Annotated in this window: 13 protein-coding genes; 2 read left to right on the top strand and 11 right to left on the bottom strand. The window is 65.6% G+C overall.

The features are described from left to right. Positions 1 to 117: 117 nt before the first annotated feature. The 9 genes from BM197_RS02665 to BM197_RS02625 all read right to left on the bottom strand — a co-directional run bounded on the left by BM197_RS02665 (position 118) and on the right by BM197_RS02625 (position 8961). On the bottom strand, positions 118 to 408 hold the full coding sequence (locus tag BM197_RS02665; protein WP_090708541.1) for a hypothetical protein: 291 nt from the start codon (positions 406 to 408) through the stop codon (positions 118 to 120). Next, a complete protein-coding gene (gene fliS, locus BM197_RS02660; protein ID WP_090708539.1) occupies positions 401 to 832 on the bottom strand; it encodes a flagellar export chaperone FliS in 432 nt (143 codons plus the stop codon). Before fliS ends, BM197_RS02665 begins: the two co-directional genes overlap by 8 nt. Then, on the bottom strand, positions 829 to 2163 hold the full coding sequence (gene fliD, locus BM197_RS02655; protein ID WP_090708538.1) for a flagellar filament capping protein FliD: 1335 nt from the start codon (positions 2161 to 2163) through the stop codon (positions 829 to 831). Before fliD ends, fliS begins: the two co-directional genes overlap by 4 nt. A gap of 105 nt (positions 2164 to 2268) precedes the next feature. Further along, complete coding sequence (locus tag BM197_RS02650) at positions 2269 to 3447, bottom strand: flagellin N-terminal helical domain-containing protein (RefSeq protein WP_090708536.1); 1179 nt, start codon at positions 3445 to 3447, stop codon at positions 2269 to 2271. A 125-nt stretch (positions 3448 to 3572) separates the two neighbouring features. Then, entirely contained in the window at positions 3573 to 4370 is a 798-nt protein-coding gene (locus BM197_RS02645; RefSeq protein ID WP_090708534.1) for a sigma-70 family RNA polymerase sigma factor, read from the bottom strand. 450 nt (positions 4371 to 4820) lie between these two features. Next, on the bottom strand, positions 4821 to 6104 hold the full coding sequence (locus BM197_RS02640) for a hypothetical protein (protein WP_090708532.1): 1284 nt from the start codon (positions 6102 to 6104) through the stop codon (positions 4821 to 4823). 59 nt (positions 6105 to 6163) lie between these two features. Continuing rightward, entirely contained in the window at positions 6164 to 6868 is a 705-nt protein-coding gene (locus BM197_RS02635; protein ID WP_090708531.1) for an HAD hydrolase-like protein, read from the bottom strand. 61 nt (positions 6869 to 6929) lie between these two features. Beyond that, the gene (gene nucS, locus BM197_RS02630; protein ID WP_090708957.1) at positions 6930 to 7625 is read right to left on the bottom strand and encodes an endonuclease NucS; all 696 of its coding nucleotides are present in this window, start codon (positions 7623 to 7625) and stop codon (positions 6930 to 6932) included. Positions 7626 to 7728: 103 nt separating this feature from the next. Then, positions 7729 to 8961 (bottom strand): MFS transporter, encoded by a 1233-nt coding sequence (locus tag BM197_RS02625; protein WP_090708529.1) that lies wholly within the window; start codon positions 8959 to 8961, stop codon positions 7729 to 7731. A gap of 118 nt (positions 8962 to 9079) precedes the next feature. Between BM197_RS02625 and BM197_RS02620 the strand changes: the two genes are divergently transcribed. Then, entirely contained in the window at positions 9080 to 10165 is a 1086-nt protein-coding gene (locus tag BM197_RS02620; protein WP_090708528.1) for a LacI family DNA-binding transcriptional regulator, read from the top strand. Here BM197_RS02620 and BM197_RS02615 read toward each other — a convergent pair whose 3' ends face one another. Further along, positions 10166 to 11266: an FUSC family protein gene (locus BM197_RS02615; protein ID WP_090708526.1), complete on the bottom strand. Its 1101-nt coding sequence runs from the start codon at positions 11264 to 11266 to the stop codon at positions 10166 to 10168. It lies immediately after the preceding gene. Positions 11267 to 11413: 147 nt separating this feature from the next. On the opposite strand from BM197_RS02615, the gene BM197_RS02610 reads away from it, so the two are divergent. After that, a complete protein-coding gene (locus tag BM197_RS02610; protein WP_090708525.1) occupies positions 11414 to 12034 on the top strand; it encodes a hypothetical protein in 621 nt (206 codons plus the stop codon). Here the strand turns inward: BM197_RS02610 and BM197_RS02605 are convergent. Then, positions 12017 to 12586 (bottom strand): GNAT family N-acetyltransferase, encoded by a 570-nt coding sequence (locus BM197_RS02605; RefSeq protein ID WP_090708523.1) that lies wholly within the window; start codon positions 12584 to 12586, stop codon positions 12017 to 12019. The genes BM197_RS02610 and BM197_RS02605 overlap by 18 nt on opposite strands. Between the last annotated feature and the right edge of the window lie 62 nt (positions 12587 to 12648).

Below are 12648 nucleotides of genomic sequence, written 5' to 3'. Positions count from 1 at the left end.
CGTGAAGAAGAAACAGCGCGGCCGATCCGTGGCCTGAGGGGTGAGCAATCCGTGCTCACCCTTAGCTATCGGCGCGATATCCGTTTTGGTAAGAAGCGGATGCCGGTGAGTTGATGTCTAACCGACGACGTCGAGGTAAACGGATCGACCGGAGGCCGCCGTGGATGGGACGGTCCGAAGTGCGGAGAGGTGCCTGGCGACGGATGCCTGCTCGTCGGTCAGTGCGGCGATGGCGCGCTGTTGGGCGTCGTAAACGCGACGGGCGCGGTCGAACAGGTGCTCGGGAAGTGGGCCTGCATCGGCGGGCGGCGTCCAGGGGAGCGACTCCTCCGGGTCGAAACTCCTGTGGAGGTCGGCCTCCATCTCGTCGAGGAGGGCGGGCCAGGCCGAGTCGGGCTGGTCAGCCAATGCCGAGCATCCCGCTCGATGCCATTCTCGGGCGCTCAGCTGGTACGTCGGCGGCGGCCACGTACCAGACCTCGCGAAGTGGCTCGAGAACGCTGATGCACTCGCGGGTATGGGTGATGTTGCGGTGGATGTTGGCCGTGACCAGTAGCCCTGAGACGTAGGTGTACAGGCCGAACAGGGCGGAGGCACCGTCCCAGGCGTCAACTTTCAGCGACGACGACAACTCAGCGACGATGTCCTGGGCGTGCAGCAGGTTCTCGCGGGCGACGTCCCAGTCCTCGCGCTCCTGTGCAGCCTCGGCACGGCCGAGATCGAGGAGCAGGCGGTCGTAGAGCATGGTGAGGAGCGTTCCGGGAGTGGCGGACAGAATGGCGTCGCGGTTGTACTTCGCGCGCTGGGCTGCAAAGTCGTTGGTCAATGTCATTTCATGGTTCCTGTGCTCAGTGATGCGAGTTGTGAGGTGAGGTACGACGACTGCGCGTTGAGCGCGCTGAGCCTGACTTCCATGGCAGAGTAGATGCGCGAGAGGGTGGCCCGGCGGTTCTCGAGACGGGTGTCCCACTCCTCGATTTGACCGCTTAGGTTTTTCGTGAGGGACTCCTGGCCGGTTATCTTCGACGTGAGGGTGCCGTCGTACTTGTCGGAGGCTTGCGTGGCTGCTTCGGCGACACGGGTTGCGAGGGCCTGCATCATCGATTCGACCTTGGTCGGGTCGTCCGAAAGTGCCTTCGCGAATACGTCAGCGTCGAACTCGATCACCCCGGTCTTCGTGATGCTGATGCCGATCTCGGAAGGGGACAATCCATTGACCGGTGCTGAGGCTGCGCTCAGGAGTGACTGTTTGGCGCTCCGCACGGTGCTGTCGCCGGTGAAGACACCCCCGTTGACCGATGTGACGCCGTTTGTCGTCGTTGTGGTGACGACCGATTTGGTGGAGATGAGGGCGAACACTTCGTTGAGCGAACCGACGAAGTCCCTGGCTGTCTTCGTCGCGGCTCCAGCGTCACGAGTGACGGAAATGCTTGCCGCGTCGCTTGATGCGGCCTTGGCCGTGATCGAGACGCCGGAAAGGATGTCCGTGAACGTATTGGTGGACGAGGTGACGACCTGCTCGGCGGGAGTGCCCTTCCACAGGGTCACTTCAGCGTCCTGCGCGGAGGAGATTGTGCTCATCGCGGCGCTGGTACCTGAAAGAGTGAACGCGTTGGCGGCTCCTGTCTCAGACGCCGAGAACTGCAGCCGGTATTGCGGTTCGCCGGTGACGGCATCCTTGCCGGAGGCGACCTTCGTGGCCGTGACGCCGGCATTGGCGGCGTTGACGGCCTTGACCATGTCATCGAGCGAGGTCGATGCGGCGGTGATGACGGTGTCGACGCCGTCAGTGTTGGTGAGAGTCAGGGTATTCTCCGGCCAAGCCGTCAGGGCCGCAGACACGGTGGTCTGGGGTTGCGCGAGCTTGTCGACGACAACGTCGATATTGCCAGCGGTCGCGCCCTTCGCCACGGTTACAGAGACTTTGTCCGACGTGCTGGTCGCCGAGAACACCGCGAGAGCATCGGGCTTTGATGCAGTTGTGGCGAGGGTGCCGAGCGCCGCGATCTTTGAGTTGAGGGACTGCAGGGCAGTGATGACGGACTGGGTGCCCGCGACCTTGGTCTTGAGGAGCGACTGGGGGATCGCCTCGAGTTGCATGAGCGAGTTGATGAGGGCGGTGGTGTCGAGGCCGCTCGCGAGCCCGTCGAGTGCGAGTCCCATTCGTGATCCCGTCGTTGATGTTGGGTGCCGGAAACGCCCGGCGGCGGCCGATGCAGAAGGTCCAGTTTCTGCTCGGCTGCCGCCGGGCGTTGTTTAGGACCCGGTTTAGCCGAGGAGCTGCAGAACGCCCTGGTTGGACTGGTTCGCCTGCGCGAGCATGGCGGTACCGGCCTGCGACAGGATGTTCGCACGGGTGTAGTTGACCATCTCGGACGCCATGTCGGTGTCGCGGATGCGGGACTCAGCGGCGGTCAGGTTCTCGCTCGACACGTTGAGGCTGTTGATGGTCGACTCGAATCGGTTCTGCACAGCACCGAGGTTGGCGCGAGCGGTCGAGACTGCCTCGATCTTCTCGTCAAGCTTCTCGATCGACAGCTTCGCGGATGCTGCGGAGCTGAAGTCGAGTCCACCCGTAACAGCTGCACCTGCCGTGATGGTGGTCACGTTGTCGGCAGTCGAGGTCGCTGCGTCCACGGTGGAACCGTCGTTTGCACGAACGTTGAAGCCGGTCGCGACGCCGTTGGCGTCCTTGACCACGGTAGCGGTGAAGTTCGTGGAGAAGTTCGTGTCCGCGTTGAGCGCGGCCACGAGCTCGTCGCCACTCGTGATCGTCGCAGCGCTGAGGTCAACCGTCACAGTCTTCTCAACTGGTGTACCAACACCTGAAGCGAAGGAGAAGGCAGCCATGCCGTCAATAGCACCTGAAGTGGTGTCATCGAAGGCGAACGACGTGCCAACGGCGGCCAGCGTACCGTTCTTCAGTTCCGCTGCGATGGAGCTGACGTTTGCCGAGGTGAGGTCGACAGCGATCTGGTTGTCGTCTCCTCCGTCTGCACCGATCTGGAAGCTCAGCGACGACTTGGTGCCATCGAGCAGCTGGATGCCGTTGAAGTTCGTTGACGTGGACAGACGGTCCAGCTCAGACACGAGCTGGTCGGCTTCCGTCGAGATCGCCTCGCGCGACTCAGTGTTGTTCGAGTCGTTACCAGCCTGGACTGCAAGGTCGCGAAGACGCTGCAGGATGGAGTGCGTTTCAGTCAGTGCGCCTTCAGCGGTCTGGATGACCGAGATGCCGTCCTGGGCGTTGCGGGCAGCCATCTTGAGCCCGCCGACCTGCGAGCGCAGGCCCTCGGAGATCGCGAGGCCGGCTGCGTCATCCGCTGCGCGGTTGATGCGGAGGCCGCTGGAGAGCTTCTCCAGTGACTTCGAGAGGTCGTTCTGCGTGTTGGAGAGGTTCCGGTACGAGTTAAGTGCCGAAACGTTGGTGTTGATCTGCATACCCATGGTGTTTTCCTCCGTGATTGGGTGGTGACCCGGCCCATCCATGGTCCGGTGTGTTCACCAACAGCTATCGGCCGCGACGTCACGGGCGTAAGCATCCGTTAGAAGAAATTTGGAGGGATGCTCCCTCAGCCGAGCACGACGGCAGGCGGGCGGGTCGCCTGCAGGATCTGCTCGGAAACTCCGGAAAGATACGCCATCCGCCGCACCGGGGAGATGCGGGATTCGGGAACGATCTCAGGACTCGGCACATCGGAGTAATGCGTCGCCATGCCGTCGCGCATCAGGCGGACAGCTTCTGCCCGCTGCTGCGACACAGCAGAGTGGGTGATGCCGAGCTCGGCGGCGAGGTCCTTGACCGCTCGGTCTTCGAAGTAGATCTGCTCGATGATGTACCGCATGCTCGCCGGCAGTGCGGCGACCGCTGCTCGCAGGTAAGTCAGGCGTTCGGCGACGAGAAGAGACTCCTCGGGGAGCGGGATGTCGGCGGCGAGGTACTCGGTGGTGAGGCCGTCGAGCGTTGTCACCGTGCGCGCAGCATCGGCAAGGCCGGCGAGAACGCTTTCGCGATCGACGCCGAGTGCTGAAGCCATCTCGTCGACGCTGGGTTTGCGCCCGAGGGCGGCGGTGAGGGAGTCCTGAACGGCCGTAGTCTCTTTGATGCGACGACGCGCCCCGCGGGTCGCCCAGTCGCTTGAGCGCATGTCATCGGCGAACGCACCGAGGATGCGCTTGCGTGCGAACGCACCGAACGGCACGCCGAGGTCCGGGTTGAAGGAGTCCGCCGAGGTGATCAGCGCGATGGCGCCTGCAGAGGCGAGATCGTCGCGAGAGAGATGGCTGGCTGCAGCACACACCTCGGAGACGAGGTAGCCCACGAGGGGCAAATTGTCGACGACGAGTCGATTGCGTTCTACACGATTCAAGGCTGGACCCCGGTCATCATTCAACTTCGACCATGGATATGGTCACGATGTCCGTTCAACGTCTTTCGGGTCGTCGTTCAACGTACGATTCGAACTATAACCATGCGTATCAACGGGCTAATGGAGCGGCGTTTCTGAGCACGCCGGTCCGTCGAACGGGGGACCGACTCCTGAATCCCGGGCGTGTCGTCGGAGGGGCGACGCGATGTTACGCTCGGTTAGAAGCCGGAAACTCGCGGTTTTTCCCCAGTACGCCCGGCCGCGAGAGTCCGGGCCCACGTACCCCGTTTGGGAACAGCGAAAAGTCGCGCGCAAAAATCGAGCGTGAAGCGAATCCCGAATTGGGGGTGAAAAAATGCGTGAAACCGCTATTTAATGAGATGTTCTCACCTGTTTACCCTCGTCCGAGGGCGAAATCACGCCGCATTCATGCGTGAGCCGGATGCCGCGTCAGTGTTTGGGCGGGGCGTTACGTGGCCCGGCGTCATAGCGGGCGAGGGCATCGGCATCCTGAGCGAGGCGTGACACCCGGCGCGCGATGTCGAGCGCGTCGACGGGGTCGTCCGCTGCTTCCGCCAGGGCGAGCTGGCGCTCCGCCTCGGCGAGCCGGGTGCGGGCATCCGGCCCCACCCGTGAGCGGTTCGCGGCGATGAAGGTCGATGCGACGCCGAGATGACTGCGAGCCGAGAACAACGCACCGCGAAGCGCTTCGCGGGCAGAATCGATGCGCTGCTTGCGACTTCGTGCGGTCGACAGCGCGGAGTCGAGGCGGAACTCAGCCTCACTGAGCAGGTCGAGCCTGGCAAGCGGGTCAGGCAGGGTCGAGTGGTCGCTCACGCGGGTGAGCGCCCCGGACGCGATGGCGATGCCAGCCGAGATCGCGTTGACCGCGTCGGGGACATCCGCGGTGTCGCGCTGGCTCCATGCGTCCTCGACGGAGCTTTGGATGCGACCGATCGACGCGGTCAGCTCGACGCTTGCGGAGTCCAGCCCGGATGCGGTCCGTGTCACCCCGTCGAGCGCGTGCCGTGCAGTGAGCAGGTGCTGTGACGCGTCATCCAGATACTCCGAGGATGCCGCCCTGGCCGACACGCGCAACTCTGCCTGCGCGAGGGCCGCACGCGCCTCGGCGAGGGCGTCGCGAGCGCGCGTCGGAGCATCCGCCACCGAAGCGAAAGTCGATGGGGCGTAGGTGGAGGCGAGGCGTCCGAGCGTCGACTCGATCTCGGGGACCTGGCCTTCGGTCGCTGTGATCGCCTCACGGAGTTCGCTGAGCCGGTCTGGAGCGTTGCGTTCTAGCGACCGCCGCGCGTCAAGGTTCGCGGTGTGCTCGCCGATGCGATGGTCGATCTCGGTACACAGCTCGACGATCCGCTCGCTCCATCGGCGTCGTTGCGACTCGCTGTCGGGGGTTTCGTCACCGAGCTTCTGGTGCAGGTGGAACGCCTCGCGCAACTGTTCGCGCGCGGATGCCACGGTGCGTGCGAAGTCCTTCACGGCGGCATCCCCGAATTCGGCGGCCGCGAAGGCCACCTCGTCCTCGGCGGAATGCACGAGGTCGTCCGTGCGCACCAGTGTGATGCCTGCCTGCTGCTGGAGAGCGGCAAGGGCGTCCTGGCGGGCAGCGCCCAATCGTCGGCGCCGGGCTGCGCCGAGCCGGATGCCAACCGCTACGGCGATGCCAGCGGTGCCGAAGACGATGAGGGACGGCACCCACCACAGTCCGTCTGTCATGATGCGAGCCTAGGTGGCGGCGGTGGGAGGATGCCGAGAGGGTTTGCCGGCGCGGGTTCTTAGCCCAGGAGCAGCTTGGCGAGCTGGTCGGTCGAGTGCACGACCGCCATCGCGTGGGTTGCCTCAGCGGGTGAGCCGTAGCCCCACTCGACCATGATGGTCGGGATGCCGTGAACGGCAGCGCCCTCGACGTCGTGGTGACGGTCGCCGACGAGTACGACGTGCGTGGTGTCGATCCCCTCGGCGTTGAACCGTACGAGTGCCTCCTCGACGACATCCGCTTTGGCGCTCCGCGTCTCGTCCTCAGATGCCCCGCAGATCACCGTGAAGTAGTCGCTCAGGCCGAAGTGGCCGAGAACGGCGTGGATCTGGGACTCAGGCTTGCTGCTCGCGATAGCCGTGGGGATGCCTGTCGCCGCGACCTGCTTGATCAGCCCGGCCATGCCCGGGTAAACGGCCGAGCCGCTCCACGGCCCGTCTTCTTCAGAGATGCCCCGGTAGACCATGAGCGCCTCAAGCGCCTCGGTCGGGGTCATGCCTGCGCGGAGTTCAAGGGACTCGAGCATCGGCGGGCCGACCCAGTGCACGAGCTCATCGTCGGACGGAACGGGGCGCCCGAGAGAAGCGAACATCTTACCCAGTCGCGCCATGATTCCAGGTGCCGAATCGGTAATGGTGCCATCGAGGTCGAAGAGGATGGTTGACCAGGTGCGAATGACGGCTAGAGAGCCTGTGCCCGCGAGTTCGGGAGATGAAATAGACATGAGGACTCCATAGTAAGCAGTTCCGCGGTCGAAACGACATTTCCCGCGAGCGGGAGATACATCAGAACAGTCGGCCGTCGGCGTTGTCAAGGCCTCGCATCGAGTCATAATCCAGCACTAAACAGCGGATTCCGCGGTCTTCCGCGAGCGTTCGGGCCTGTGGTTTGATCTCCTGGGCCGCGAAAACTCCCCGGACTGGGGCAAGGTGCGGGTCGCGGTTCATGAGCTCCAGGTAGCGGGTCAGCTGCTCAACGCCGTCGATGTCGCCGCGGCGCTTCAACTCGACCGCCACCGAGGCCCCCGACGAGTCCCGCGCGAGGATATCTACCGGTCCAATGGCGGTCATGTATTCGCGGCGGACAAGGGTGTGGCCGTCTCCGAGCAGGTCGATCTGCTCCGCGAGGAGCTTCTGCAGGTGCGCTTCGACGCCATCCTTCTGCAGGCCGGGGTCGACGCCGAATTCGTGTGCGGTGTCGGAGAAGACTTCGTAAACCGACACGATCAGCTGGTCGCCGGTCTTTGCGTGGGTGACCTTCCAGAGCTGAGTGATGCCGGCATCCGCCTGGTCCTCGTCCGGCTCGACCAGACTCAGCGTGCAGGGAGGGCTCATCCAGTTGAGAGGCTTGTAGCTGCCGCCGTCGGAGTGCACCAGCAGGCTGCCGTCGTTCTTGAGCATGAGCAGCCGCGTCGCGAGGGGAAGGTGCGCCGAGAGCCGACCGGCATAGTCAACGGAACACTTCGCAATCACCAAACGCACTCGACGAGTGTAGCCCGGGATCATGAGCGGTCCGTCATTGGGTTCGTCCGTCACGGATGCCGGTTTTGGACAATCTTTCTCGACATCTGCGCCGGATGAACGGCTACGGCTTCGCTCTTTGCTCTCGCGCAGCGGGTGAGGCCAGCCCGGAGAAGACCACGAGGATGAGCACAAAGAAAAGGGCATTGAGTAGCCCGATCGCATCACCGAGCAGCCCGATGAGTGGCGGGCCGACGAGGAACGCCAGGTAGCCGATCATCGCGACAGCGCTCACCCGTGCGGCCGCATTCTTGCCCTCTGCGGCCGCCGACATGCCGAGCGGGAAGCCGAGTGCACTGCCGAGCCCCCAGAACACGGTCCCGACGATGATAATCCACAGGTTCGGCCCGAGGATGAAGACGACGAGCCCGAGCGCGGCAGACACCGCAGACACCTGGAGCACGCGCACCCGGCCGAAGCGGTCGATGAGCGGGCCCCCGGCCACCCGACCGACGGTCATCGCCGAGACGAACACACCGAAGACGATGGCGCCGGTCGCCGCCGACTGCCCGTGACCCTCGACGACCGCGAGCGCGAGCCAGTCGTTGGCGCTGCCCTCGGCGAACGCCATGCCGAGCATGATGACGCCGATGAGGATGAGGCGCAGATCCGCCCAGACAGAAAGGTTGGCACGCAGCCGGGTCACCCAATCCGCCTTGTGCGAATGGGTTGGGGTGTCATCGCCGAGCTCCTCGCGGACCGGAACGAAGCGCACAGCGGTTATCACGGCGACGGCGATGAGGACGGCTATGCCCCCTGCGTGCCAGACGATACCGATTGCCAAGGCGGATGCTGCGGCGCCGATCCCAGCGCCGATCACCGTTCCGAGGCTGAAGCACGCGTGCATCAGCGGCAGGACGGTCTTGCCCAGTTCGGTCTCGGCAGCGGCCCCCTCGACGTTCATCATGACGTCGACGCTGCCGTTGCCGAATCCGAACAGCGCGAGCCCGACAAAGACGACGGCGGGTGAGAACACGACGCCGGCACCGATGCCGATGAGGACGAGGCCGACGGCGACGAAGCCGAGCGACAACACCATGCCCGACCGGGCTCCCAGTCGCACCATCAGCCACGCCGATGCCATCAGGCCGAGGATCGACCCGGCGCTCATGCCGAGGATCAGGATGCCGATCGACCCGGTCGAGACGTCGAGGTTGGCTTTTATCTCGGGGAGCCGGGCCGCCCAGGTGGCGATGCTCAAGCCCGAGAGCGTGAAGATGACGAAGATGGCGTTCCGCCAGGCGACGAGTTCCCGACGGGGGCGAAGCGCGGATTCGATGTGCACGGAGGAAGCCATATCAATTCGTGGTTTGTTGGAGGAGAAACGAGGGATCGAATCGATTCGAGTCGTTCTCGCCTAAGCTAGCCGAGACGCCAGCACCGGTCAAGAACGGTGCCGATCACCGAGGGAGCGTATGAAGCGCGATAAGGGGGCATCCGCGGGAAACCGCGCTGAAGGCCGCCCGACGTTGGCCGCTGTCGCGGCGCGTGCCGGGGTGTCTGCTTCGACGGCCTCACTCGCCTTCAGCGGCCACGGGCCGGTGTCTGACGACACCCGCGCGAGAGTTCTCGCGGCCGCCGCCGAGCTGGGCTACGGCGGGCCCGATCCGCTCGCCCAGTCGCTCCGCCGCGGGCGCAGTGGCATCATCGGCGCTTTGATTCCCGCCCGGATCGGGGTCTCGTTCCGCGACCCGGTGCTCATCCAGACCCTCGACGGGCTGGCCGAGGAGATCAGCGCGATCGGAGCCGGGCTCCTGCTGCTGCCTGACCACGATCCGGGCAGCGGATACGTCAACGTCACCGATGCGCCGGTCGACGCGGTCGTCCTGGTGGGGTGCAATGCCGACGCGCTCGGCACGCTCGAGGGGATGCGGCGCCGCAACATCCCGATTGTCCAGATCGAGGGACCGCCGGACGCGGACGTGCACACGATCAGCGTCGACAACCGCGGGGGTGCCAGGCTGCTTGCCGAGCACGTCAGGGAGTTAGGTCACACGCGGGTCGCGCTCGTCACGCTCGCCCTCGGCCGGGATCGCAGGGTCGGTCCCCTCACGGCCGAGCGCGAAGCGGGTGGCACAGTGACCACAGCCCTTGAGCGAATCGCCGGCGCTCGGGATGTCTATCCGGGGGTCGGCGGCTGGATCGCTGGGGCGAGCAGGAGCGATGCGGGCCGTGAGGCGGCACTGGCGCTGCTGGACGTGCCGGCGGCGGATCGTCCGACCGCGATCCTCGCCCAGAGCGACCTTCTCGCTGCTGGAGTGCTCGCTGCGGCCGAGGAACTCGGCATCCGCGTGCCGGAGGACCTGAGCGTCGTCGGGTTCGATGGCATCCGCGTCGACGGTCTCGAGCGCTCGCTGACCACGGTGTGGCAGCCATCGCAGGACAAAGGGGCAGCGGCAGGTCGGGCCATCGTCGAGTTGCTCGCCGGGCGTACACCAGACCCCGTCAGCTTCGACGTGCGCTTTCGGCGGGGAAGCACGACGGGGCCCGCACCCGCCTGATCACGCGTGGGCGGTAGCGGTTGCCTCCTGCAGCGTGGCGAGGATGCGGCGGAGGTCCATCGCGGCGGTCGCCGCCGGGCTGAGTGCGGACGGGTCGACGTCGCGTTGCTGGTCCAGGCGCTCGAGCAGGATCCGGAGCGCCTCCTCGGCCACCTCGACCGCTTCGCCGACGTCTTCATCGGCGTTGCGCAGGGTCAGCGCATCGGCGACCGCGTGAATCGTGTCGCTCAGTGGCTCCCGGAGCTTCTGCGGAAGCTCGGCGGGGAACGGGCTCTCCCAGATCGCCGCGGCGAGGACCTGGGTGAGGTCCCGCACGTGGAACGTGATCGTTTCGAGGGAAGAAAGGTCCTCGTAGTCCTTCTCGAGGTTCCGGCGATGCAGCTTCGCCCGTGGGTTGAGCTTGCGGCTTTCGTCGGCCTCCGCGACCGCCTCGCGCACTCGGTCTGCGGTGTCGACGAGGGTTCCGCTGCGGCTGGCCCAGTCTTCGTGTTCGGGCGGCCAGCTCTCGACGAGCGCCTTGCCGATGTCGTGCAGGTGTGACGACAGCTGCGACCGGAACTCGATGAGCTGGATCGCCGCGCCGCTGAAGTTCAACGGGGGGAGGATGGTCACGTTCACGATGAGGCCTACGGCGATGCCGACGCTCATCTGCACGAGGTAGCCGATCGAGTAAGCGTCAGCGTTCTGCCCGCCGATGATGAGTACGAAGAGCGCGGCCACCGCCACATATTCGCCACCCGCGGTGAGCCAGCGGCTTCCGGCGATGAGCACGCCGGCCCCGACGGCCACCGAGATCGTGAACACGTTCGGTTCCCAGAAGATGATGATCGCACCGGCCAGCAGGATGCCGATGGCGAGTGCCGCGAGTGTCTGGGCACCCCGTCGAACCGAGCTCATGAGCGTCGGGGACACGCTGATCAGCGCCCCCAGCGGTGCGTAGTACGGATACTCATCGGCGACGCCGGGGACCAGATGGGCGATCACCCAGGCGAGGCCCACGGCGATGGAGGTCTTGATGGCGAGAAGGAGCCGGGGGTTAGCAAGCCAGCTCTTGAGTCGGGTGCCGGCGCCGATCACGGCCGTGCGAGGAGCTGTACCCATGGCTTCATCATCTCAACCCCGGCTGTGAACGGTGTGACCCCCTGCGCGTTGACCCCGGCATTCGGGCGCCTTCGACGTCGATCCCTTCTGCTTCGGCCTACAACATCCGGCTAGATTGAGCTCATGAGCTCATGAGCTCATGAGCTCATGAGCAACGGTGCGCGGGCCTGGCTGGCGATGGGCGTGACAGTCCTTACCGGCATGGTCCTCGTCATCCCGCTGTCCATGGCGGCGATCGCCTTTCTGCGGGACCGCATGCATCTCTACTGCAGCTTTCTGGCGATGGGGGATGACGACCCTGGCGCGTACTACTGCGCCGACGGCATCGGCTACCTCGTGCCTGGCCTGGTCCTCGGCTTCTTCACCGGGCTGATCCTTTTCGCTGCGGCGCTGATTCTCCTGATGTTCCTGGAACGGCGACTGCTCGCGGGGATCGGCATAGCCGGCACTGCGTTCGTGGTCGTCGCTTCGCTCGTGGCTGGAGCGCCGCGGCCCGGCGACGGTCAGCCGCCCGCAGGCGCCTGGGCTGACGTGATGGCCGGGCCGTCCGCGCTGCTGGCCGCGGCATCCGCTCTGCTGGTCGTGTCGATGTTCTTGCCGGTATCCGGCGCCCGCATCGCACTGGGCGGAGCGCTGGCGGTCCTCGTCATCACCACCGTGTTCGAGCCCACCCTGGTGTTCGGCACCGTCCCCGCCGCGCTGGCCGTCGGCGCCGCCCTGGTCCTGGCCAGCCTGCGGGCACCGGCGGCCTCAGCCGCGGTTCGCTGACCATTCCCGGTCGAGGATGGCGTAGACGCCGGTGTCTTCCCAGCGACCCTTGATGAACATGTCCTCGACGAAGTGCGCCTCTTCACGCATGCCGAGGCGCAGGCAGAGCCGGACGGATGCCGTGTTCTCGGGCGTGAGCGACGCCAGGATGCGGTGCGCCCCCATCGTTTCGAAGCCGAGGGCGAGGAGCGCCCGGGCCGCTTCGGCCGCGTAACCCTGCCCGGCCACGTCAGGATGGAAGACCCAGCCGATCTCGAGTGTCGAGTACTCGGCGTTGTCGACGGTGAAATACATCTGACCGATCACCCGGCCGTCCGCCCGGCGTTCCACCGCGAGTTGCAGGTAATCGCCGTTCGCCTCGAGCCGCGTGCGCCGAGAATCCTCGGCCAGCCTCGCGGCGACCGTCTTGCGATCGCGAGGCTCGTAGAGGAGGTACCGGCAGACATCCGCCCGCGACTGCCACGAGTAGACCGCGTCGATGTCGGCATCCGTCTGAAGGCGCAGGGCCAGCCGCTCGGTGTCGATCGGCTCGCGGAACTGGAGGGCGCGCATGCCCTCATGCTAACCAGCGCACCCCGGATTGCGCGAAAAGCCATTTAAGCACCGAGAACAGC

This window comes from Mycetocola miduiensis (genome assembly GCF_900115155.1).
GTDB lineage: Bacteria > Actinomycetota > Actinomycetes > Actinomycetales > Microbacteriaceae > Mycetocola_A > Mycetocola_A miduiensis.
The sequence above is the reverse complement of the archived record's forward strand: the minus strand, read 5'-3'. Positions and strand labels throughout refer to the sequence as shown.

Coding starts and splice junctions, on each gene's coding strand:
- fliS (WP_090708539.1), bottom strand. CDS start 832: ATGACATTGACCAACGACTTTGCAGCCCAGCGCGCGAAGTACAACCGC.
- fliD (WP_090708538.1), bottom strand. CDS start 2,163: ATGGGACTCGCACTCGACGGGCTCGCGAGCGGCCTCGACACCACCGCC.
- BM197_RS02650 (WP_090708536.1), bottom strand. CDS start 3,447: ATGGGTATGCAGATCAACACCAACGTTTCGGCACTTAACTCGTACCGG.
- BM197_RS02640 (WP_090708532.1), bottom strand. CDS start 6,104: ATGACAGACGGACTGTGGTGGGTGCCGTCCCTCATCGTCTTCGGCACC.
- BM197_RS02635 (WP_090708531.1), bottom strand. CDS start 6,868: ATGTCTATTTCATCTCCCGAACTCGCGGGCACAGGCTCTCTAGCCGTC.
- BM197_RS02625 (WP_090708529.1), bottom strand. CDS start 8,961: ATGGCTTCCTCCGTGCACATCGAATCCGCGCTTCGCCCCCGTCGGGAA.
- BM197_RS02620 (WP_090708528.1), top strand. CDS start 9,080: ATGAAGCGCGATAAGGGGGCATCCGCGGGAAACCGCGCTGAAGGCCGC.
- BM197_RS02615 (WP_090708526.1), bottom strand. CDS start 11,266: ATGGGTACAGCTCCTCGCACGGCCGTGATCGGCGCCGGCACCCGACTC.
- BM197_RS02610 (WP_090708525.1), top strand. CDS start 11,414: ATGAGCAACGGTGCGCGGGCCTGGCTGGCGATGGGCGTGACAGTCCTT.
- BM197_RS02605 (WP_090708523.1), bottom strand. CDS start 12,586: ATGCGCGCCCTCCAGTTCCGCGAGCCGATCGACACCGAGCGGCTGGCC.